At 40.2% G+C, this 23,214-nt stretch carries 22 protein-coding genes and 1 pseudogene; 8 read left to right on the forward strand and 15 right to left on the reverse strand.

Annotation, left to right across the window (positions count from 1 at the left end; all coding sequences use genetic code 11):
- Positions 1-156 precede the first annotated feature (156 nt).
- Positions 157-546, reverse strand: a pseudogene (locus RM347_RS32920) (ParM/StbA family protein); the annotation flags it as partial.
- Positions 547-1,170: 624 nt separating this feature from the next.
- Positions 1,171-1,656 carry a hypothetical protein gene (locus RM347_RS32925; RefSeq protein WP_322720429.1) on the reverse strand — a complete coding sequence of 162 codons (486 nt, stop codon included), beginning with the start codon at positions 1,654-1,656 and terminating at the stop codon, positions 1,171-1,173.
- A gap of 739 nt (positions 1,657-2,395) precedes the next feature.
- Between RM347_RS32925 and RM347_RS32930 the strand changes: the two genes are divergently transcribed.
- Together RM347_RS32930 and RM347_RS32935 are read left to right on the forward strand one after the other, a co-directional pair.
- A complete protein-coding gene (locus RM347_RS32930) occupies positions 2,396-3,187 on the forward strand; it encodes a ParA family protein (protein WP_114086238.1) in 792 nt (263 codons plus the stop codon).
- Between the two features lie 2 nt (positions 3,188-3,189).
- A complete protein-coding gene (locus tag RM347_RS32935; RefSeq protein WP_322720430.1) occupies positions 3,190-4,308 on the forward strand; it encodes a ParB/RepB/Spo0J family partition protein in 1,119 nt (372 codons plus the stop codon).
- A 506-nt stretch (positions 4,309-4,814) separates the two neighbouring features.
- Here the strand turns inward: RM347_RS32935 and gntT are convergent.
- From gntT to RM347_RS32955, 4 genes are all read right to left on the reverse strand, one after another.
- On the reverse strand, positions 4,815-6,170 hold the full coding sequence (gntT, locus tag RM347_RS32940; protein ID WP_428850661.1) for a guanitoxin biosynthesis MATE family efflux transporter GntT: 1,356 nt from the start codon (positions 6,168-6,170) through the stop codon (positions 4,815-4,817).
- Positions 6,171-6,185: 15 nt separating this feature from the next.
- Entirely contained in the window at positions 6,186-6,515 is a 330-nt protein-coding gene (locus RM347_RS32945) for a hypothetical protein (protein WP_322720432.1), read from the reverse strand.
- A gap of 71 nt (positions 6,516-6,586) precedes the next feature.
- Positions 6,587-7,633: a J domain-containing protein gene (locus RM347_RS32950; RefSeq protein ID WP_322720433.1), complete on the reverse strand. Its 1,047-nt coding sequence runs from the start codon at positions 7,631-7,633 to the stop codon at positions 6,587-6,589.
- A 321-nt stretch (positions 7,634-7,954) separates the two neighbouring features.
- The gene (locus RM347_RS32955; RefSeq protein WP_322720434.1) at positions 7,955-8,803 is read right to left on the reverse strand and encodes a CmcJ/NvfI family oxidoreductase; all 849 of its coding nucleotides are present in this window, start codon (positions 8,801-8,803) and stop codon (positions 7,955-7,957) included.
- A gap of 433 nt (positions 8,804-9,236) precedes the next feature.
- On the opposite strand from RM347_RS32955, the gene RM347_RS32960 reads away from it, so the two are divergent.
- Positions 9,237-10,121 carry a DUF4351 domain-containing protein gene (locus RM347_RS32960; protein WP_322720435.1) on the forward strand — a complete coding sequence of 295 codons (885 nt, stop codon included), beginning with the start codon at positions 9,237-9,239 and terminating at the stop codon, positions 10,119-10,121.
- A 318-nt stretch (positions 10,122-10,439) separates the two neighbouring features.
- Here RM347_RS32960 and RM347_RS32965 read toward each other — a convergent pair whose 3' ends face one another.
- Positions 10,440-10,670 carry a hypothetical protein gene (locus RM347_RS32965; protein WP_322720436.1) on the reverse strand — a complete coding sequence of 77 codons (231 nt, stop codon included), beginning with the start codon at positions 10,668-10,670 and terminating at the stop codon, positions 10,440-10,442.
- A gap of 9 nt (positions 10,671-10,679) precedes the next feature.
- Between RM347_RS32965 and RM347_RS32970 the strand changes: the two genes are divergently transcribed.
- Positions 10,680-10,826 (forward strand): NAD(P)-binding protein, encoded by a 147-nt coding sequence (locus RM347_RS32970; protein WP_322720444.1) that lies wholly within the window; start codon positions 10,680-10,682, stop codon positions 10,824-10,826.
- A gap of 190 nt (positions 10,827-11,016) precedes the next feature.
- Positions 11,017-12,222 (forward strand): glutathione S-transferase family protein, encoded by a 1,206-nt coding sequence (locus RM347_RS32975; RefSeq protein ID WP_322720437.1) that lies wholly within the window; start codon positions 11,017-11,019, stop codon positions 12,220-12,222.
- 330 nt (positions 12,223-12,552) lie between these two features.
- Here RM347_RS32975 and RM347_RS32980 read toward each other — a convergent pair whose 3' ends face one another.
- The gene (locus tag RM347_RS32980) at positions 12,553-12,978 is read right to left on the reverse strand and encodes a GFA family protein (protein WP_322720438.1); all 426 of its coding nucleotides are present in this window, start codon (positions 12,976-12,978) and stop codon (positions 12,553-12,555) included.
- A 515-nt stretch (positions 12,979-13,493) separates the two neighbouring features.
- Here RM347_RS32980 and RM347_RS32985 point away from each other — a divergent pair.
- A complete protein-coding gene (locus RM347_RS32985; protein WP_322720439.1) occupies positions 13,494-14,699 on the forward strand; it encodes a GIY-YIG nuclease family protein in 1,206 nt (401 codons plus the stop codon).
- Positions 14,692-15,096 (forward strand): hypothetical protein, encoded by a 405-nt coding sequence (locus RM347_RS32990; protein ID WP_428850662.1) that lies wholly within the window; start codon positions 14,692-14,694, stop codon positions 15,094-15,096. Before RM347_RS32985 ends, RM347_RS32990 begins: the two co-directional genes overlap by 8 nt.
- Here RM347_RS32990 and RM347_RS32995 read toward each other — a convergent pair.
- The 7 genes from RM347_RS32995 to RM347_RS33025 form a co-directional block, all read right to left on the reverse strand.
- A complete protein-coding gene (locus RM347_RS32995) occupies positions 15,055-15,378 on the reverse strand; it encodes a hypothetical protein (protein WP_322720441.1) in 324 nt (107 codons plus the stop codon). The two genes, RM347_RS32990 and RM347_RS32995, sit on opposite strands and share 42 nt — an antisense overlap.
- A 33-nt stretch (positions 15,379-15,411) precedes the next feature.
- A complete protein-coding gene (locus tag RM347_RS33000; RefSeq protein WP_322720442.1) occupies positions 15,412-15,828 on the reverse strand; it encodes a hypothetical protein in 417 nt (138 codons plus the stop codon).
- Positions 15,829-15,913: 85 nt separating this feature from the next.
- Complete coding sequence (locus tag RM347_RS33005) at positions 15,914-16,387, reverse strand: hypothetical protein (protein ID WP_322720443.1); 474 nt, start codon at positions 16,385-16,387, stop codon at positions 15,914-15,916.
- Positions 16,388-16,421: 34 nt separating this feature from the next.
- Positions 16,422-17,672 (reverse strand): transposase, encoded by a 1,251-nt coding sequence (locus RM347_RS33010; protein WP_428850663.1) that lies wholly within the window; start codon positions 17,670-17,672, stop codon positions 16,422-16,424.
- A 193-nt stretch (positions 17,673-17,865) separates the two neighbouring features.
- Complete coding sequence (locus RM347_RS33015; protein ID WP_322718921.1) at positions 17,866-18,552, reverse strand: aldo/keto reductase; 687 nt, start codon at positions 18,550-18,552, stop codon at positions 17,866-17,868.
- Between the two features lie 164 nt (positions 18,553-18,716).
- Positions 18,717-20,309, reverse strand: coding sequence for an alkaline phosphatase D family protein (locus RM347_RS33020; RefSeq protein WP_322718920.1), 1,593 nt, complete (start codon positions 20,307-20,309; stop codon positions 18,717-18,719).
- A gap of 565 nt (positions 20,310-20,874) precedes the next feature.
- A complete protein-coding gene (locus RM347_RS33025; protein ID WP_322718919.1) occupies positions 20,875-22,086 on the reverse strand; it encodes a Na/Pi cotransporter family protein in 1,212 nt (403 codons plus the stop codon).
- Between the two features lie 561 nt (positions 22,087-22,647).
- Here RM347_RS33025 and RM347_RS33030 point away from each other — a divergent pair.
- Entirely contained in the window at positions 22,648-23,118 is a 471-nt protein-coding gene (locus RM347_RS33030; protein ID WP_322718918.1) for a hypothetical protein, read from the forward strand.
- Positions 23,119-23,214 lie beyond the last annotated feature (96 nt).

Consider the following 23,214-nt stretch of genomic DNA (forward strand, 5'->3'; position numbering starts at 1 on the left):
ATAATCCTGGCTCCAACGGATGATTGCAGGTTGATTGCAAATAATGCTGGCTCAGTTGCAATTAATTCTGGCTGAAGCGTAATTATAGTTGCAAATAATCCTGGTTTGTAAATGTCATGATTGCAGGTTTTAGCGATTAGCATTGCAGGTCGCTACAAGTATTGGCTGATATTCTCCGTTTAGTACTTTTTGCAATTCGTCAGCTAGACCAACATCATGTAAGCTAACGACTAATTTTAAATGCCAAGCCTTACGGTGTGGAAGATGTGCCAATGCACCGAATAAAGTCAACAACGCATTATTGACTTTGTTTTCATTGTTATCAGTGTTTCGGTCAAAATAATTTCCTGTACGGAAAGCTGATTCTCCAACTGTATAAGCACTACCGTTAAAAACGACCCTCCCTGGTACGTCTTCCATCTCGGCATTGGTTATATAGCTGGGGACACGAACCACTTCAAACCCATCGACTAAAAGTTTTAGGCTTCCATAGCCGTTATCAAAGCCAGCAGGAAAAATTTTTTGCAAGGTGTGAATGTTAGACATAAAGAGAAAGGTAATAGACTTTGATTGGTGAAAGTTATTTGTTCAAGTGAAGTGGGGGAGCTGAGAAGAGATGAATAAAATAACTACTCTTTTTTTCTTTAGCGTCAAAAAATTATCATAACCTCTTGGGGGCTAAGTGAGGTAAAATCTCACAAAGTCAAATGTACCCTATATAGCCCCCATATAGCCCCTGTGTGGGAGTCAAATTTGGCTCAAGCCTCTAAACTGCTTTGGGGTACATATAGCCCCCATATAGCCCCCACAGAATTTTTTGAAATCTTTTCTATCAACGCAGTAAAAATTAATTTAGATCATCGTTGACCCTTTAATGAAATTCAAAATTCTGTTAGGAAGAATAAGAATAATTTTGAATTAATTATCCTTCAAGGCCATTGCCCCTACTGATTCAAAGAATCAAGGGTCTACAAGACGCGACGCTCGAAGACTCGCTTTCCGCGTAAGCGAGTCCACGAGCGTCTTGTCTTTAATTTTGAATTCCTCGTTCGCATAGCGTCTCGCAGAGAAGGGGTTGACAGCTTGATTTATACTTTAGTGTCAATCTTTTGTTGAAAAGTAATTCAGTTTTGATCTCTAACTTCTTGCTGAATACGTAACTTAGGGTCACTACTTGCTGACAGGTTCAGCTTTCTCTACTGAATTATCATTCACACCCAAAGTCAATTCCAAAGGAGTTCTTTGGGGGTAGGCTTTTACCACTTGTCGATAAACTTCATAGTTAGTAGGTAGCGTGTTCTGAGTATTACCCACTCCATAGGTCAGTTTGTACTTTATATCTTTGATCAATTCAGGTTTACCTACCTCTTCTTGAGGTCTTTTGCGTTGTTCAACTTCATCAACACTTGGTCGAGGCGGTAAAGTAGGCCACCATAGCCCTTGATCATCTGGGCCAATTACTTCTCCCAGTGGTTTTACTCCATTTCGATTCAGCACCGAAGTAGTAGCAAAGATTTCAATACGTGGCTGTGGTTGACTAGTTAGATCATTGGCATACTTTACTTGCCAGGTGTAACTGGTGAGTGCTGTAGCTTCATACTGTTCAGCAATAGTAGTGCTGCAACTAGTTAGTGTCAGTGCCGTTAGTGCAGTCATTATTGAGGGTAAAAATCTCATTTGCATTATCAATCGTTAATATCTTTCACCAATCACTCTTGAAGAGGGAGTGTGCCATCATTGCTGCCAAGGTGAAGGTATCGCCGTAATCGAAAGTACTTCCTTTGCTTGCAGCCTAATCGCTGTTTGCTCACAGTTGGGGCATTTTACCTTTAGAAAATCACTGAAGGTCGTCCTTTGTATTCGCCCATTATGGGTTCCCCGGTGTACTCGCTGATTATCCCCTGCTTGCAGTGGTAGCACTCGAATATCACACGCCCTACCTCCGAGTTCCAATCCAGGAATTGGATGTGCTGACAGGGTTCTGGCGGTAATTGTGGGTCTTAGGGGCGGTCTTGAAAGGGTATATGAGGTTTGGTTGCTGGTGGTGAATCTATTTTTTTCTTGTTGCGCTTGCCAGTCACCTGTGGCTCAACTTTTGGCGGCTTCATGGGTTTTTCCTCGACAGGGGGATAGTCAGGCTGTTACTGAGTTTTGAGTTATTCATCAACTAAAGTCAAATCAGATTTAACAGATGAGGTAATGGGTTTGATCTGTTGCTGTTTTGATGATTTAGATGGACATTGGGTTGATTTCAATTTAATTTTGTTTATTTCTCAATCCTTAAAAAATGTGTCGTATTTTAAAATACGACAGAAATAGGTGACAAATACAAATGCATGATATACATTTTTCAAAAGCTTAATGTCGAATTTCAAAATCCGACAAAAAAACTGATATGAAGCAGATAGTTCTCTCACTGATAGCTAACGCGGGCGGTGTAGGTAAAACTACACTCAGTGTACACCTTGCATACGAGATAGTTCGGCGTGGCTTTTCTGTAGCAATACTTGACTTAGATCCACAACGCTCTTTAGATGTGTTTTGTGGGATACCACCTGCTGAAGTATCTAATACTCTAGTCAAAGCATTATCCAAAGATTTTAAGGGGGATTGGAAATTAATTTCGGTTTGGGAAGAATCAAAAATTCAAGTCTGCCAAGGACATCCATTAATGGCTGAAATGGCCAACGAATTAGTAATTAGGAAACGAGGAGAGTACACACTTAGCGATCGCTTAAAAAATTACCCATTACCTCATAACTTAGTAATCTTGGATTGTCCGGCCACATTGGGAATGCTGAATGTTAATGCTTTAGCCGCTTCAACTCACATATTAGTTCCAGTGCAATTAGAAATGAAAGCGATTTCTGGTTCAGCAGAATTGGTAGAATGGTGCATTTCAACCAGTGATGAGTTACAGTTATCACCTCGTCCACCAATTTTAGGGTTTGTGCCAAGTATGTATGATGATACCGTAGCGATGCACAGACAATATCTAGAGCAATTACCAGAAATCACTGAACATTTACAATTGAAACTTTACCCCAAAGTTCGTAGTTCCAATGAATTCAAAAATGCTAGCGCTCACGGGCTACCTTTACAAAAATACCGTCCCAAACATCCTGCTTGTAAAGATTTTAAGCAAATTACAGATGATTTAGTTGCTTTAATTAAGGAGAAAAAATAATCGTGGCGTTGCCTAAAATTGCTAGTAAATTTAGTAGTGCAGTTCAAAAAACTGAGCAAGAACAAAAAATTGCTGAACTTCAAATAGAAATAGAAAGACTCAGAACCGCACAATCTCCTGAATTAGAGAATGAACTGCAAAAACTCCGAGAACAATTTCAAAATCAATCAGGAGAAGTACAAGTTGATTTAAATCTCATTGACCCGAATCCTGATCAGCCTCGGCAGACAATTACACCAGAATTAATACAAGCAAAAGCACGATTACTCAAAAAACACGGGCAGATTTCAGCAGTCATCTTAGTCAGACAGAGTAATAGTCGTTACATACTGTTAGATGGGCAGCTACGTACTGAAGGAGCTAAATTACTAGGCTGGTCAACTATTCGTGCAGTAATAGTGGCAATGCCTAATGACTTAGATCAATCTGCATTACTAACTTTTCTTGGCTTTGAAGACTTGAATCCTTTAGATAAAGCAGAGGCAGTATTTAAAGAAGTAATGAAGTCCGCTAATTTGACAATGGATGAAGTTTCCACAATGTTGGGAACGGTAATTAAAAGAATAGAGAGAAATGGAAATAGTAAAGAGCTAGCAAAATTGATGGCTGTTAGCGTCGATGAACAGCAACAGGGCTTAGAACTACTGGAAATTACAGGTAAAGAACAGAGTCTACTGCTAGTGCTGCTAGAGTTGGGGTTAAATCCTAGTTCTGTGAAAGCTAATCTAATGCCGATGCTTTATCTGCCTCAAGATTTAAAACAGGTCATCAGGCAGCATGGACTCAAAGGCGCTCATGCTTTAGCATTGGCAACTCTATCTGCCAAGGCATTAGACATCTCCGAAAATCAAGCAGCATCCGAACGGATTGCAGCAACAGATGAAGTCTTAAAGAAAAATCTGACAGTAACAGAAACTCGTGAACTGGTTAGAAAAATTAGGATCAAGTATTTAAAGTCAAATGAACAAGAGTTAAAAGAGGTAAAAATAATATTTCAAAAAGTTAATGGAATTTCTGGAGATTTGCTTAAAAAAGCTAGTAGTAAACAGCTTCACGAAATGCGCTCTCTTTTTCAGCAGAAATTACAAGAAATTGACAAAGTTATTGCTACAAGTAAATAAATTCAATATTCTTACTTTTACAAATTGTTTTATAGGAGTAAGTTAAACTAATCAGAAAAATTAGGGTGAGTTCTCGATGACACTAAGACTGGGTGTATAGTTTAGTATTTATGTACTAGAATAGCTAAACTCCCAGTATTATAATAATGTGCGGCATCTGATCATAAGCGAATGGCACTAAGAAAAGGGAAAATCGTTGAGGCAGCAGGGGTGCAGTGTTTCGACTACGCTCAACAACTGGAGCAAAGGAGCAGGGGAGAAAGAAGAAGGAAGAAGCATACGGACAGAAAACTTGAGGCATACGGAAAGAAGCAAGAGAAATTATCCTCTGCCCCTCTGCCCCTCTGCTCCTCTGCAATCCTTACGCCGCCTAGCCTTCAGCTTAACTTAGTGCCATTCAGTCTTGCAGTAAAGGTACGTAGCCTTCTTGAACCGTAGGCATCACTCAAGGGCAAAATAGATAATTGAAAATATACATTTCCCGTGAAGATAGATATATTCTGTATTCATCCCTGTCTTGTAGAAAATGATTTTGGTACACACAATGCCAAAGTTATTGTTCTTGCTGCCATAAATAAAGACATTGATAGCCATAGTAAATGACTATTATGGAAATACATTGCTGTAATTGCTGATGGAATAAAACCGATTACAGTGGCTTTCAGCATAGCTTGGCGAAGTGTATGACCTTGAGTCAACCCTAGAAAATAACCGTCTAGCGCATAAGCGACTGAGCCAAAACCCAAAACTGGTAACAACCAAGGAATATAAGAACGTAAATTATTGATAATATTAGTATGATTGGTCAGCAATCTTAACAGTGATTCTGGGGCAAAAATAAATGCAGTAGCAAACATTAATCCTATAACTAAACTACCGACTACAGATGTTTGCAACAGTTGTTTTAAAGAAGTAATATTTCCACTACCTTGAAAAATTCCAGCCAAGCTCTCAGTAGCGAATGCCAAGCCATCAATGAAATATGCTGCCAAGCTCACCAATTGCATAAGCAGAGTATTTGCCGCCAGAATTTCAGTTCCTAACATAGAACTGAGATTGCTAAACATCGCCATTGTCGAAATTAAAGCGAAAGTCCGAATAATAATTTCTCCATTCAGCATGAAAACTGATTTTAAAGCAGATAGGTTAAATACTTCCCCAATTGAAGCTTGTATTTGTTTAAATGAAATTGTTTGACAATATAGCAAAGTAGCTACTATTAGCATCAGATACTGACTAGCGGCTGTCGCTAATCCAGCTCCTCTACTTGACCATCCCCACTGAACAATAAATAGATAATCAAGTAGTACATTTGCACAATTACTAATAGCTGAAAGCAACAAAAGTTTACTACTTTGGGCTTGTCCAAGAAACCAACCAATCAAGACAAAGTTAATCAATGTTGCTGGGGCACCCCATATTAAAGCATTATAGAAATCAACACCAGAACTTTTAACTTCTGGTGTAGCACTTAGAATTGCAAACCCTAATATTTGTAAAGGTTTTTGAAATATCAGGATGGCAAGTCCTAATATCAGCGCTAAAATTCCATGCTGTAAACTAATCAGTACTGCCGATTGGTTATCTTTACGCCCTATAGCCTGTGCAACCATTCCAGTTGTACCCATGCGTAAGAAACCGAATGTCCAATAAATATAATTGAATAAAATTGTTGCTATTGCCACACCTGCTAAATGACGAATCTCCGTTAAATGCCCTAAAAACATTACATCTATTAATCCTGCCAGCGGAACCATTAGATTTGAAAGAACATTTACAGATGCCAGTTTTAGAAAACTGCGGATGAATACTGAACGTTGAGCAAAGATAGACAAAATTAGTAAATCCCTTGACCACAACAATTACCTACATTGGAGTTATTTTTTCGGCTTATCGGTCAGAATACCTTTCCTATATTCTGACGACTGACGCATGTATTCTGATTGATAATTTTTAAAAATCATTATCAGTAAAGTAACGTTTACTACCTGCTCTTGGCGCTTTAATAATTCTTGTAGCACGAAATCAGGGAACAACTGGGAACTCTCCTCAAGTAATTGTTTTTGAGTTTCTGGTGAGTAACGAGTTTTTAATTCTTGCGTGATTAAAGTTAAAATATCTTCACTAGCTAAATTGACAACTATCTTTTTATCTACGGGATTAAGGAAACTTCCAAGATTCAGATTAATGTGTTTTTTAATTGGCATAGTTCTGTAAAATTATTTTAAGTTGAGCAGAGCATTCACAAATAAAGCGAAAACTTTTTCATCAAAAACTACTATCTCATTAATTCTGACAACATCTGCTCCAAAATATCTTCTATAGTTTCTTCATCTAAGGAGTGCAGAGGTGTTGGGCCAGCTAGAAATTCTTTAATAGTGATTTTCTGTTCTCTAAAATCCTTAACAAAATCCCGAATCCCAGAAACGACGTTAATTTGAGATTCCATTGTTTCTACTATCGCAGCCATAGGGTCAATGCCTTTTTTAGCAGCTTTTCGAGAATCGCAAACCATCGTCCCTTCTGGAGTATTTTTTGTCAAACGCAGTTCCTGTTTCAATTTTTCATATTGAGCCAGGAGAATTTGATTGTGCTGTTCTAGAGTTCGGCATCTACGGGTTAAATCATCCTCGTTATTATTGTCAATAATTTCTAAGGGTTGTTGACTTCGTTCAATTTCAAGAAGTCTTGCTAAATCCCCTTCTTGGTAGGCTTTATTAATTTCTTTCATGATTTCTGTGTGAGACTTTTGTGTTTCACTGTCTCTGGCTTTATCAGGGTGAAAGATTTCAGCTAATTTCAGAAATGTTTGACGAATTTTTCTTTGGTTATCTGTTCTGGCTACAGAGGCAGAGTCTACAGACTGTTCTCCTTGCCAATATTGATGCTGGTCTTCACTAGTTTCCTTTGAAAAATCTGATTGGGAATCTTCATTGTCAAACGATTCGTCTAATGTATCTAACTGTTGGCTGTTGGGTTTTAGACTGATGGCTCCAGTTACCTGTAGGTTACGGTAAACTGCTTGTATATTTTTGAGGGTTTGTTTACCGAACTTTCTAGTAGTAAAAATCTCCTCAAACAGAGCATGGATTTCCTGGTCTAACTCAGCCATTTTTCGGAAACCGGGAGTAGCTTTATTGAGAAATTCTGTGCCAAAAGAACGCATCTGTTCAACAAAGTTCTTCAGTTCTGTGCGCTTTCTCTTGATCTGTTTGAGTAGTGATTGATGTTCTTTTTCTAGAAACTCTAAGCGGATATGTAATTGAGACAGAGCCAGCGGAGTTACTTTAATTGATTGCGATGGAACTGTAGTTTTTCGAGGCATAAAACACGTATGTAAGTTTAAAGTTTAAAATATAACTGTTGGATTACTTAGGGAATGCAAAAAAAGACACATCTTGGATTATACACTGCGGACTTAAATGAAGTTTTTAATAGTTTTTTTCATCAAAGCGCCTGAGTGTGATTCATAAGTAAGTGAAGCAGTGATAAACCTGCCCCTTGTTAAAGTCTGGTTGACAAATCGAATTCTCAAAAGCCTCAACCATTGGCGAGAGGTCGTTTAACGTCACGATTAGCAAAATATCCTCGCCCCAGCCTCAGATAATAGTGCATCCGTAGTTGAGGATAGCAGCCGTCATCATTCTTATGTAGGATAGAAAACCAGCGTCCGCAATTCAATACTTTCTCTAGCTGGGGCATCTGGTGGGCTTGTTGGGTCATTAAACCCAGTATGAGCAGCAAACCTCGCCCGTCCGTCCTCTGCCGAGTCAAAGCACTTAAACAATAGTGCTTCCGAGGGTTGCATTTGGGGGAAGTAGAACCATTGATGTGTTGGGTTATAGGTTATTAAGTAGGTTTCACCAACGTAATCGCGGTACACTATGTCAGTAGCTACTAAGTCTGTTGGTGCGATACTAAAAGCGTTGCACACTGCTAATGGTGACTTATAAACTGGGGCGATCGCTCGCCAAATGTTAATCAAAGCAAACCTTTGCTGTAGTAATTGATCAATGTTATCTACCCCCCGTGCTGTCAACTCTTTGCGTGCGCGAGTATAGCCAGAAATGGCAGTAAAGTCGTTATGTACATACTTAATAGGCTCACTGATCCCGCTTTCACCGGATGAAGAGCGTTGAGCGTTACGGAGAGTGTGATCGAATATCACCACCCCAGTGGCACCTGTTACCTCTTTCAAAAGTTGCTCGGCTTCAGGATAATAGACACGAAGAATCTCATTTTCGTCATAAAAATTGCGGACATTGCTTTGTTGTACAACTTGTTTAAAGCCTTCTCGATCTAAGGATATGTCTTGTGAAACCGCCCGTATGTTATGGACTGGCATTAAGTGTGTCTCGAACTTTCGGTTGGATGGTGGAATCCCTGGTGGTCGTTCATAGGCATAGATAACAGGTTTTTCTGCCATAGGCGTAAAATAAGTTAGTTCTGTCTCAACGTGCGGCAGATCGAGCAAAAAACTACTGTTTAGGCTCATCAAACATCCTTTTTCAATATAGTTAAATACTTAAATTTGAGTAATTATAAGCTGTTTGTCCCGTTTGAGTGAGCGGACTGGTCGTATTTTAACAGTGAATTCTGTTGTTTTGAATGCTTGGAATCCCCAATTAATTGGTTAGTGTTAAACACTCATTAACAATCGCACACCATAGACATACACGCGCTATCATTGTTAATCCAAACCTGCCACTGCTCCAAATACCCATTCCAGTCAATATCTTTGGCATTAGCTATCTTACGATAATGCTCATACCGCCATACTTGTTGGGCGCAAACTGTCGGCCGACTGAGAAACAGCATGAAACACGTAACCGTTCACAGCATCAATTTGAGGTGTGATTAAAATGGGTTGTAAATACAGATAAAATATTATTAATCACTTCAAATTAATTCTTAATAACCCAAATTGAATGACTCGATTTGTACATGACGAATTTGCTAAAGATTATCTAGAAGAACTGTTAAAACCTTATGGGGAAGTAAAGTCATCATCCAAAATCTCAGGAGAGATCAAAGAAATTGATGTGCTATTTACTCCATCATTACAGCAAACCTCTAATTTAGAAATGCTAGGGCTACTGGGAAGATTTGCCGAATTTCCGGCAATATTAGAACCATTTCGGAATGCAGCTTCTGGTGATGAAATTTGTGATTGTATTCAAAAATTATTAGAAGTAAAAGCTGGATTACGACGAGATGCTAAAGCGAATAAAACCAGACTCCAAGAGTCAGATATTCCGAAACTATGGGTTCTAACTCCAACTGCATCCCCAGGATTACTATCAAGCTTTAATGTTAATCAGAAATCGGGGTGGTTGCCAGGAGTATACTTTTTAGGTGATGCTCTACGGACAGCAATTGTAGCCATACATCAACTACCACAAATACCAGAAACGTTGTGGTTAAGAATTCTTGGCAGGGGAAGTGTGCAGTCACAGGCGATTGTGGAATTATCAAACTTACCATTAAATCACCCATACAGGCAAGCAACGCTAGAATTAGTTTATAATCTGCGCCAGAATTTAAGAATCAATCAAAATTTAGAATTGGATGATAGGGAGTTAATTATGCGATTAGAACCACTTTATCAGCAAGACCGTGAAAAAGCCAAACAAGAAGGACAACAGGATTTAATTATACGTCAACTAAATCGTCGTCTTGGTGAAATTGATGCGTCGTTGATTGAACGAGTTCGAGGATTATCTATTGAGCAATTGTCTACTTTAGGAGAGGCGTTATTAGATTTTTCTGTAGTGGCGGATTTAGAAGCTTGGTTAAATCAGCAAGCCGGATAACAACATGACCCAGATATCCATTTTATAAGGCATGGTAGTATTTGGGGGTGTTTATATTGGCTTTTAAAATGGCAATAGAAGTGTTTCCATCATCATTTTATTGCGACTGTGGACATAAATCGTATTTCTTTGAGAATACTGTTTCTGAGATGGAAAAAATGAGCAGAACAAAACTTGTCACTTTAAGCGACTCAGAAGAGAACGAACACAAAATTGTTTTTTTTCAAGGGCAAAGCAATAGAGATTATTTGCTCCAAACTGGGAAACTGTAAAATAACCGACTCACAGTAACGATTTTGATGGAACAGTGAACTACTGTTACCTACACCGCCACCAACCAATTGCACACCACAGACCTACACCCGTCAGCAAAGTTAACCCAAACTTGCCATTGCCCAAGGTATGCGTTCCAGTAAGGCTCCTCATCAGCAACACCGACAGCCTTGCCGATTGTGGAGACTGCTGTTGGTAGAACTTACCAGCGCTGTCCAGTCCTTGTCGCAACTTCAGGCGTAACCCATTCCATCCTTGAACTTCAGGATCTTCCACTTGGGTAAAGTGATAGTCATTGGAGCAGGTTTTGCGGAGTTAATTGCTACATGGCTATTAAAGACTAAGGGTTACGATGTAATAGTCTTGGAAGCTGGCGATGATCTGGGTGGCCGAGTCAAGACGAAATATCAGTTAGGTACGGCTATTGATTAAGGAGCTTCTTGGTTGTACGGTGGCTCTGGAAATCTTTTAAAGCCAGTAGCCCATGATAAGGAAATTTAAACCCAAGTTACAGATTACCGCAACATTGCCGCTTGAAAGTGGAAATGAAACCATGATGTGATTGAAAATATTGTAAAGTCAAGAAAAGTCCCAAGTATTTCCCTACGTACTCACTCTCTCTATGGCGATCGCACCCTTAAGCTGGCAAGAACTAGAAAGCCTCACGGACTATCAAATAGATACCGTTAATGGTCTCACCAACGCGAAAGCCCGGTTGCGGTTGTTTGGTCAACCGGAATCTGATGTGCGGGTAACGCTGTACCGTGATAACCACGCCTGGTGTCCTTACTGTCAAAAAGTTTGGTTATGGCTAGAGGAAAAACAGATCCCCTACCGCATCGAAAAAGTGACAATGTTCTGCTATGGAGAGAAAGAAAGTTGGTACAAACGTAAGGTACCATCAGGAATGCTCCCTGCGATCGAGCTAGATGGACGGATTATTACGGAAAGCGATGACATTTTAATCGCTTTGGAAAAGGTTTTTGCTCCATTAAGCCAAAGAATGGAAGACCGCGCGGTGCTTCCTCTACGTCAATTAGAACGACTTTTATTTAGAGCTTGGTGCGCTTGGCTTTGCTCTAGAGCCAGTTCCTCTCAACAAGAACAACGCAACCGAGAACAATTTATGGTCGTGGTGGCTAGGGTAGAAGAAGCTCTGGGTCGCACCCCAAGCCCTTACTTTTTAGATAGCTTCGGCATCGTCGATGTCATTTTTACGCCCTATGTCGAACGGATGAATGCGAGCCTTTACTACTACAAGGGCTACTCACTGCGTTCGGAAAACCCTCGCTTGAGCGAATGGTTTGCGGCAATGGAAAGCCGCTCGACCTACTGCGGTACCCAGAGCGACTTTCACACCCATGTACATGATTTACCGCCCCAGATGGGGGGCTGTTGGGAAAATGGCGAAACCCAAATGCTTCTCAATAAAGCGCGGGTGGATAACGGCCCCTGGTTCGGGCTACCAGATGTTACTTATCCAGAACCGGAAAACTCGCGTATGGAAGCTCTTCAACGAATTATCGAACACCGCATCAATATTATTCGAGTCAACCCCTTGGATGATAAATTGTTTGATCAAGCCCTACGTTGTGCTTTAACACACATGATGCTCAGTGAAGACTGTGTACCTCCATCGGGATCTGATGTTGCTCTACGATATTTGCGCGATCGCATTAATGTACCGCGAGATATGTCCATTTACGCAGCCAAGCGATTGAGAGAATCCCTGGAGAAAACCGCAGCCCTTGCGGGTGATGGGCAGCCAGACCCCATTCCCACTCAGCATCGACGAGATCAAGACCCATCTAACTTTGTCAAAAAGTAGGATTCAGGTATCCATCCGGCAGTTCGCGCTCATTTGTAAGCAGTGCGAACAGCCCACACAACGAGAAACCTTTGGTGTCCGACCGCTCTACTGTGAAAAATGCCGTCCTCCTCAACTTCCCAAGCAATCGAAATTAGTCCCTATAGGCAAGAGGAAACCCAGAGCGATGAACTATAAGAGTGGGAAGGATATTGCTGGGTAATTTTTCGTTTTGAGGTAAGGGCGATGTCTACGACGGGCTATTCGGCGTCGCACGAAAGTGAGTGAAGCAGTACGCTCATTCGTCCTAACCTAATTCAAACTGGTAAAAAGTAACTCTAATGTTTAGGGTCATTCAGGAGATGCAAACTGTGCAAAGACCTCGGCCCCTGTCAGGTTCTTAGTTTCATTGGCAAAACAATAATATTTGGGCTTTTCATCAATGAATACCTGATGATCAAAAACAAGACCTTCACAGTTCTCGAATAGTCCAACAGGCATGAAATACTGGTTATTTTGTTTCAATTTGTAAAAAAGATGGCTACCACACTTCTTGCAGAATCCACGCTCTGCCCATTCTGAAGATTGATAAACTCCGATATTTTCTTCACCAGAGAAGCTAACATCACTTTCACAGTCAACGACTAACAAAGGCCCTCCGCCCCAATTGCGGCAGATACTACAATGACACGCTCCCACATTTTTACTCATGCTAGTTGTAGAAAGACTTACTGCTCCACACAGGCAACTACCTTTTGCAATATTTAGATTAGACATATTATTTGCTCCGATTCCACGCAGGCGCTCCAATTGCTCACATTTTCCCCTATTTCATACTGGAAATGCCAAGAATATCAAGTAGTTGGCTTTCGTGACTTGGCTATTTTTTGGGGAAGGTGGGGGGAAAGGTTTTAAACCGTTACCATGCACCCCTTACCCTAGCCCTGACCACTTAATGAAATTCAAAATTCAAAATTCAAAATTCAAAATTTAATAAATAATTTTGAATTGGAGCGTTCGCGCAGCGTTGTGATTTGAATCATAAAATAAACTTTTAGCTCAAGATATGATTCAAAAAGAGTTAACCATTTTATGCTTCAGAAATCACCGTTAAAGTGGAATAACCAAAAGAGTAATGCTGAAGTGAAGCGGTGTATTTAGTTGAATTGTCTATGTAATAAAGTCACTAATAATTAATGGTTCTAAGCCAACCTTTTTTTGATACAGTGAAAGTATCATCACGCGCTTTTCAAGCCTACTTTCCTGGTGTATCAAATAAAAGGTATTTTCAAATGTGGCTCAGATACGGTGTTGACCAAGATAAGACTTTAGTACCGGTTGAAGATGTCCCGCGAGGGAGAACTCAGCTAAGGTGTCCCTACTGTGGTGGTGAGTTGACGGCGAAAAAGGGTAATCGGAAAGAACATCACTTTGCACACACTCAAGAAACTTGCAGGGAAGTAGCTAATCGCAGTGAACGTGAAATCCCTAGCTTACCTTTGTATGATCAATTCAATATATGGCTAACGGGTAAAGAACTCCAACAACTCAAAACCCTTTGGAATCGGTATGGATGGAAGAACAAAGGTATTTATGAGAGTGAAGTTAATTCAATTTTTCTTAAAGAAAAATTATTAGAACGCAACGAATACCGTATGTACGGTGAATACCAATTTACCAAACTAGGTAAAATACCTGTTGGTGCATTATCTTTAATGCTGTTCAACTCTGTGCAAGAACCAATATTGTTGGAGAAATTACAGCAGTTAGAGAAAAAAGTTCAAGTTGCTTATCAAGATAAGGCATCAAACTTGAACGAATGTCTTTGGGATTTGCAAATATATCAGGCGGAATTAAAAAAAATTTTATCTAACACTTTATATTACCTACAAATTGACGCGGAGGGAGAAACATTTTATAAAATTGGTGTGACTCGGCGACCAATTCTTTTAAGAGTAACTGAAGTGCAAAGTGATTTGCTCAAACATTTTCCTTATGCCTCAATTAAAGTATTAGGAAACTGGCCGCATCGTGGGAATGTAGAGAAATATTTTAAGTATAGATATGCTGAATACAATTACTCCATTGGGAGTTTGACTGAATATTACAAATTTGAAGAACCAGAAGATGTTACTGCGGCATTACGAGATTTACGACGGATGAAAAAAAAGGAGTTATCAGAAATTGAACTAGATATTTTAGAAGGTAAGCCGAGTTGGATAGAGAAATTAATTGAATCAGAAAAACGGGCTGAGTTAAAATCACAAGCAATCAAAAAAGGGATGTTACGTGCTAAAAAATGGGGGCAACATATTGGTCGTCCCAGAACTAAAGAATTAACAGCAGAATTTTTAGCGAAACCATCGTCACAACGAGTAATAGCAGCACTTGACAAGGGATTATCGTTGCGTCAAACAGCAACACAAGCTAATGTGGCAATCAATACAGTTCGTAAAGTAAAAGCAATTTTGGAGAATCAAGATGATAGAGATGAATAATGATTTTATTGAGCAGCTACGTGTAGAACTAGATGTCTGGGATAATTCTCCAACTGAATGTGACGGACATAGCAGAGTTATCTCGACTCTTCTATTTAAGAAAGATATTAAACATACAATCTGGTGTGGTTTTTTCCAATGGATTGGGCATGGTCAAGTGTCACCACACTATTGGATTGAATTACCTGAGTGTGACTGTATTATTGATTATCGAGCTAGAATGTGGTGTGCAAATATGGACAACCCACAATTAATAAATATAGAAGTTCCGCACGGCATATTTAACCCAAAAGATTGGAATCAAATTCAATACACAAAAATACAGCAACAATTACCGTCAGACTTTGGTGTGCCTCTAAATGGGTGGTTGTTTGACATTTTGACTATGCGTATTTAAGTCTTCAATAATGAGAGAATAATTTAAAAAATCAGGCAATTCTAATTCATTAATAAAACCAATCAAAGCAAATGGACATTGGCAACTCAAAGCTTCTTTTAGGAAATCGGCATCGAGGTTAAATTCTTGGCAGATAATCAGAAAAATGTCTTGAGTTGTTAATTCTAGATTTTGATCTAATTCTGATATTCGCGCTTTAATTAAAGTAATTAGCTCTTTACTAGAAAGATAAGTTTCAATTTGAAAAGAGATTATTAGCTGATTTATCTTATTAATTATCATTTTTAACTTTGCTTTTCTTCTTAGACATAATCTTCAAACTGAAAAATACTTTTGTAAGATTGGGTACAAAGAAGCCGCAATTACCTCGAATTTATCACCATCTGGATAGGGACGAGGAATTTCTTCACCGTCTTCGTTTACCCATTCTTGCCGTATCGGAGTGTACTCAAGCGATAGAATAGCATTTCTCCACCAGCCCGATAATGCTAGATGTTCACTATCCCAAAATAATCGAAAATCAACCTTATTATTTCGATAAAATTCATGGGTAGGATTAGAATAAGCAAGGTTTTTGGTAGCAAAACTTTCAGTAAAGTAACCATGAAAATCAATTGTTAACGACTCTTTTTCAATTTGCGATATTAATTTAAAGCGAGAGTTAAAATAATGAGCAGATAAGATTTTGGCAACTGCTAATTCAAATTCTATAGGTAAAGTAGATAAACTCATGAATTAATAATTTCCTTGAATATCGGTAGATTATTGAAAACTGAAGCCTTGGAGAAAAACTGTTTACTAGTGAATTTTTTGATGTTTACTGTTGTCCTACAGTATCTCGTTTGGGGTTACGTTGTCCGACACGCCCGGAAGACTTTTTAGGCGTTTGCTGTTGCTCCCGTGTTTCATCTGTCTTCTGTGTATCCGTGGGAGGGGGGGTAAGATTTGTTTCCAGCGGTGCTTCACTAATGGAAGAATTATCTGGTTTTGTCTTCTTACGAGTTTGTTTTTTCTTCGGTGCTGGCTCTATGGAAGTTTCACTTGGTATTGCAGAAGCCGTTTCATCTATCGGAGGATTGACGGGCTTTTTACGAGTCCGCTTTGTTTGAGATGATGGTTTAGATGATTTAGAGGGCGATGCAGCCGCAATCGCCCCACCCTTGGATAAATCCACCGCCGCTTTTGGTACAGAGGTCGAACCCATGCCTATCTGTAGCAAATGCCACAAATGTTCACGCCGACTTTCCATATAAGAGAGTTTTTGCTCACCCTCAGTGGTATCCAATGCCATACGTTCACATTGGGCTAGAACACCGATTCAGTAATCAGGATGAAGTAGCAGACTGCTCAGTAGCATGAGTAAAATTTTTGGCAAGGACATGAAGATTATGAACAACGGCGGTACGGCGAAGGTCAAAGAGATTTTTGCGAGAACCAACGTAACGAGCTTGATCCCCTTGCCAATGACCAATATGAGATAAGGAATGCTCAACAGCAACACGCTCACGGAGTTTAGCACGGCCAACAGGGGTGAGTTGGCGTTGTTTTAATTCCCGAAACAAAGGCTCATCAGGATGAATGGAAACACTGCGCCCAGTTTTAGAATTAGTACAACGTTCCCTTACCGGACAAGTTGCACAAATATTTTTGGGGAACTGAACTTTGCCACCGACGCTAAAAGGTAAAGTGACTTGATTAGGGCAGCAAATAGTCTGATTGTCCCAATCCAGGATAAAAGCAGTTTTGGTAAACCTCAAGCCGTTTCTTACTTGCCAAGCTTTACAGTAAACAGTTAGTTCCTGAGTTCTGTTTTGAACCAAAGAACTGCTTAAGTAAGCACGGTCGATGTGTAACTCAACTAAGTTGACTTTCTGGTATTTTAAATCGTTGCTAATTGTATCAGTGACAGATGCTTCAGGGATATTTGCTCTTGTAATTCCCACAGCGCGAACCAGCCCGTTGTCCAAATCTCGTAAAACATGACGTTTATAACCATCAAATCGCTGACTTTTACTTTTACGTCCATGTCTCATCTCTTCGTCTTCGATGGAGATACGTCGCTCTTTAGCAACACCTTGTAGTAGTTTCACCTCACCATTAGTATCTACTTCCACATCTTGCGCTTCAATCAGCCTTGCGGAATCTATCGCCGAACGAACTTGAGGATGTTGAGTATTTTCTGGTTGTGCTTGCACAAGGTCAAGACCGTGGATAATTAATGCCGTGCGAAATCTGACTAGTGTTGCCTGAGAAAAAGGGGCATTTTCACAATCTATGCAATCCAGCACTAACTGCCAACGCCTGTCCATGCTCAATGCTTCGATTGCTTCCGCATCTGAAGCTCCTGTGTACGCTTGCAAAATGGTTGCTAATGCCAACTGTGCTGGTGGTACTGGTGGATGCCCTTTGGCTGAATCTGCATATAGTTTACTCAGTTCTTCTTGGAATTCCTCATTAAATAATTGATGGCGGCATTGCCGTAAGAACGTAAACAGCTTTGCTCGTTTAATCCGCTTAACTATACTTTGCTCTAATGCTGATAACTCTATCTGTGGCTGCCAATTTCCTGGTCGCATACGTATATTCTCAGCTTCCGTAGCACATTTATTACCTGAATCTACCTCAATTCAGGTTGCACCTGTCCTTGAGACTTTGTTAAATATCTCTCAAGGCTTGCTTATCGCTATAAGCATTGGCTGGCCAGCGTTTACTCTATTTTCCTCTTCATTTTTTACTTCACTCTGGGCTGATTTTTCTTTTGTTCTTCGATTACTGAATCGGTGTTCTAGTTTGGGGTGCGGTGAGCGCCAGACGTATTGCCGGATGACTTCGTACATAGCGGTAACAGTCTGCTGCCGTAGGTAACTTTCCATGCCAGTTGTGATGACCTTTGAGTAACGTTCCCCAACGTGTGCAAGTAAATGCCACCACGGGAATACTAGCTTTTTGAGCAGCAGGCAAAACATCTTCTTCAGCCTTGCGATGCGCCATATTGTAACGGTGCATCAACACATCACACTGATGACGTTCTATCATTTCTAAAGCAATAGCTTGGTTGTGTGTGGTGACTCCTACATAGCGCACAACTCCAGAGTCCTTCCACAAACGAAGTTCATCTAGTACTACCTGAACCTGGGTCATGTCATCAGTAGGGGAGACATATTCAGCAAAAAATACATCCACCTGCTCGACATCTAGGCGATGGCGCACAGAGTCGAGGTAAAGGCGTAAAGATTGTATATCTCGGTTTTCACTCCCCGTTGCCACCAAGACTTGCTCACGGTTTATTAGCAACAGAGATTTTAAGCCACTCAAAAAGTTTTCAGATTCCAAATTGTAAAAGAAAAAGTAATTGATTCCCGCCTCAAATGCCAACAAAACAGTTGCAGCATCTATCGATTGCCCTGCTAAACCAAGAATACTTGCTGGTTGCCCTTGTAGTGTTGATAATTCCACGGTCAACTATCTCACTTGTTACTTTCAGTGTATTACACCAGTACAATGCTAGTGAGGGCATCATCGATGAATGTTAATTTTTGGGCGTGAGCCACCGGAAAGAGCGGGTACGCCATCGCACTTTTTTGCGTATTCAAATATTTGAATACGCAAAAACTAAAATACTAGTCTAATTTGGCACCTGGACGACCATTCTCAACAACAAACGAAGCAAAGGTGTATACAGGAGCATCTGGACGACTTACAGTTGTAACAATACGCAGGTCAGTCTGCCAACGCTCATAGTTAAGGTTGACTCGGAAGTAGCCTCGGCGATCGCCATCAAAGAACTTAATATGGGGGTTTTCTGGAATCTTCGGGCCGTAGTAGGGGCCGTAGACATTGGCATCACCGTTGCTAGTAATAGAGGGAGTGACAAACTCCGTAGCCACCGTAGGAGAGTTAGAAGCCTTAAAGTCAAGCTTGAGGTCATTGACAAATGTAGAATGCCAATCGCCAGTAATCACCACTGGGTTAGAAATCTGGCGGCTGGCGATGTGACTTAAAACACGATTACGTGCAAGGGGATATCCATCCCATGAGTCGTTCCAAAAGATTTCGCCTGGCCCAATTTTATGATCTAGCTCTGCCATCAGCACCTGTTGAGCAAGTATGTTCCAACGTGCTTGAGAACGATCAAGACCATCCAGCAGCCAGCGCTCCTGCTGAGTACCAAGCATGGTTTTAAATGGATCTAGCGCTGCTGGGCAACGGGGTGTTTCACCGTCACCGCATGGCTGATCACTCCGATACTGGCGGCTATCAAGTACGTTAAACTCCGCCAGATTACCAAAAGTCAGGCGACGGTAAATAAGCATATCTGGCCCCTGTGGTAGGGAAAATTCTCGCAGTGGCTGATGCTCATAATAAGCCTGATAAGCAGCTGCACGTCTTTTGAGAAACTGTTCGACCGGATCGTTGTTTTCCGAAATATCATCGGTATAGTCATTTTCAACTTCGTGGTCGTCCCAGGTGACTGTAAAAGGAAATAAGGCGTGAGCTTTTTGTAAATCCGGGTCAGTTTTATATAGAGCATATCGAAGGCGGTATTGCTCTAGTGTATTCGTTTCTTTTCTAAACTCTTCAGGTAAAGAAATGTTGCGTACACCACCTGTAGCAGGGATGCCATATTCGTAAATATAATCACCCAAGTGAAAAACCAAATCTAAATCTTCTTCAGCTAGGCGACGATAAGCAGAATAGAAACCATCTTCCCATTTTTGGCAAGTAACAAACGCAAAGTTGAGTTGATTCAACCTAGTGCCAATCGCTGGAGCAGTACGGGTACGACCAATTGGACTATCTTCATTACCCACTTTAAACTGATACCAATACCAACGGTTAGGCTCTAAACCACGTACATTTACATGAACAGAATGTGCTAATTCGGGGGTTGCCAATGCCACGCCCCGTAGCACAACTTGTCTCATGTTTTCATCTAAAGCAACTTGCCACCGTACTGGTACATTCACCTGCGGCATACCGCCACCATTTAAGGGATTTGGAGCCAGCCGCGTCCATAGCACTACACTATCTGGTAAGGGATCGCCAGAAGCAACACCAAGGCTGAAGGGATAGGCAGAGAACCTTGAGAGTGCAACAACTTTATGAGTCCAAAGACTAGCAACAGCGCTTGCGGTGAATGTACTGGCACCGAGCAGAAAGCGTCGCCGCTTTGTTGTAGTGGATAGCAAGCCCTGGAAATGTACATGCTCCATAAAAGTCCTTGTTGAAATTTCTACAATAAAAGGGAATAAAAAACCTAAATAATAACCATCTAGTTATTAACAAGATTAATTACCAAATCGGGTTTAATTAGGGCTTAAGAAGTTATTAATATTGCAATAATTTATTCACAATCCACAATCAGCCAGTGAACAAGTGGATGAGTGCAAGCAGCCACAGTTATGCTTTTTTTATCAGAGATGGGAATGCCTATTATTTCAAGCATTTTTGCCATTTATAAAATTGGGGACTAACGCTGTTTACGTAGCAAGTGATACCTGCATTGGGCTATGACGGAGCAGTTATCAACTATTTCCAAAATCTACGTTGTAATTGACTCTGAAAAAATATTGTTGAATTAAACAGGGTGGAATAATGGCTAAACCACCTTCTAGAAGCAAAAAAGACACTTCTCCCGCATCTACCGATTCAACTTCAGCAGCTAACTCTCTAAACAAGAATATCTCCCAAGAAGAAGAGATTGTCGCCCCTTGAAGGGTAAAAGTAGCGAGCCTGTCATGAACCGCCACGCATCGGCTGAAAGCCTTTTTGCTGGATTTAATTCTTTACCGATTCAGCCTGCCGATTTTGATTCTTTTTATCTGGAAGTAGCCGTTCCAATCCACGGGCGATTAAGGGTAGAAATCCAATAATTAACGCCACACCTAGCAAGTTGAATATTAACTGTGCATTGGCGATTTGGCGAGCAACATCATCCCCTGCCCCCATTAACTGAGAAATCCATTGCGCGAATCCTGCCAATTGAGTGGCAAATACAATTCCTACCGCAGCAGTAGTCAGATTGAAAAGTAAATGAAAGATACCTGTCCGCACTGCTGGACGTTCGCGTCCAAAGGTAGCTACTAATGTGTCAGCACAAGTGCCAACTTCAGCACCCAGCATTAACGCCACGCCAGCAGATAATGAGATTAATCCTTGACTAGCCAAAGTTACAATAATCGCAACGGTGGCAGAGGAAGATTGAACTAAGACTGTAAAGAGTGCCCCAACTCCAGCACCTAAAAGTGCGTTGTTCCCCAAGGTTTCCATCAATTTTATAAATGGCTGGTAGTCTTTGAAAGGTTCCATTGCATTTTCAATTGTGTCAAGTCCGAAAAACAATAAGCCTATGCCAAGAATAACTAAACCGATTTGCTTCCAACGTTCTTTTTTACCTAACAAAATTAACAGTAAGCCAACGAACATTGCTATTGGGGCATAATCACTAATGTTAAAAGCAACTATTTGAGCGCCGATGGTTGTACCAATATTAGAACCCAAAACCACGCCGAGAGATTCTACAAATGACAATAGACCAGCACTAACCATTGCAATCACAATGATGATTGTTACTGAGGACGAATCTAATATTGTTGTCGCTATCGTGCCAGTTGCTATTCCAGCGTAGCGATTGGTGGTGAACTTGCTAATTAGTTCTTTGGCACGATCACCTGCGATCGCTTCCAGCCCCTCGGCCATTCGTGTCACACCATACAAAAATAGTACGAGTCCCGCCAGCGCACCCGTGACTATTTTAAAAATATCTAATTTTCCCTGTTCTTCTCCTTTAGACTCAGCACTTTTATCCTGACTATTTTTCTTTTCTTCCCTAATATTCTGAGATAGTTCGCTGTTTCTCTGTTGTGTTTCTTCTACTCCAGCAGGAGTCTGAGCATTAACGGTAATTTCTACAGATGGTGCATCAAACCAATGAAAATTATTTCCTAATATAGAAGGAGTAACTAGCAAAGCTGAAACTAGAATACTCAATATGAAACCGTTAAATACTTTTTTGAAGCTTTTTGATAACAACATAATATCCCTCAAAAAATCTTTACTAGGATCAGCAAGTATTAGTATTAATTAAAGTCTCAAAACATCGAATACTAAATGTTGAGCAACTAATTTAGGAATTTAAAAACTGGTTTAACCTTGCTCAATAGTAGTAATTTAATTTAAATATTTTGATTTCTATTTTAACTAATAGCATAACTTATTCATCATTAATTATTAAAAAGATAATCTATTTTAAACATAAATTGCTTACATCTTAAGAAAGATATTAATGGTTGTATTTCACCATTTAATTGAAATTTAAACTCAACTTAAATAAACAATAATATCGATCACAAGTAAGACAGTTGTTGTAATAGGGGTGCTCGTGGTCGGGTAGCAGGACTATATCGCTATAATCCCGCCCCAAGAGAACCGGACGTGCGCCTTGCATGGCGGCTCATAGCAGCTTCGCTACTTTCTCCCCAATATGCATCAACTTGGTAGTAATGTTTTAGATGAAGCTTACAAAAAGCTGTAATTACTTATTTAAATAAAATGAGCATCAAAATATTAGAAAGTCTAAATTCCTCAGAAATTAAAGAATTTAAAGCAGAAATCGTAACAAAACGTAGTATAGGAAATATTTTATTTGAAATAAAAGAAATAAGCTCTGATATGACCCTTGAAGAATTTGAAGATTTGACAGAACTTCTGGATTTATTTGTTAGTCAAATGGGGCATGTAGGGCTTGGCGATCACTGGAAACAAATTCATCAAGCCGCAGGCTTATGGAATTTGAATGATGCTCTAATTGGTGATCTCAGCACTGACAGAAAAAATGGTGCAAAGTCTGCCCGCATTTGTAATAGTGGTAGAGTGACGATGCGATTTGATCGCACTACGGGTGCAGGCTCTATTACTATCAAATACGCTAAGTTTGGTACTGACGCTAATACTACTTGGGGGAATGGCACTAAGAAAAGCGGAAACGCTTATCAATTAAGCAGTTTGCAATTGTTTGCATAATTCGTGCCGGGGTTTGGTCATCAAGGGGTAAATTTTGGGGCGACGTTTACGGACTCGTGGTTCACTACGACCTGGGCGCTTTGGAACAGTCTTATG

The organism is Nostoc sp. ChiQUE02 (assembly GCF_034531305.2).
GTDB lineage: Bacteria > Cyanobacteriota > Cyanobacteriia > Cyanobacteriales > Nostocaceae > Nostoc.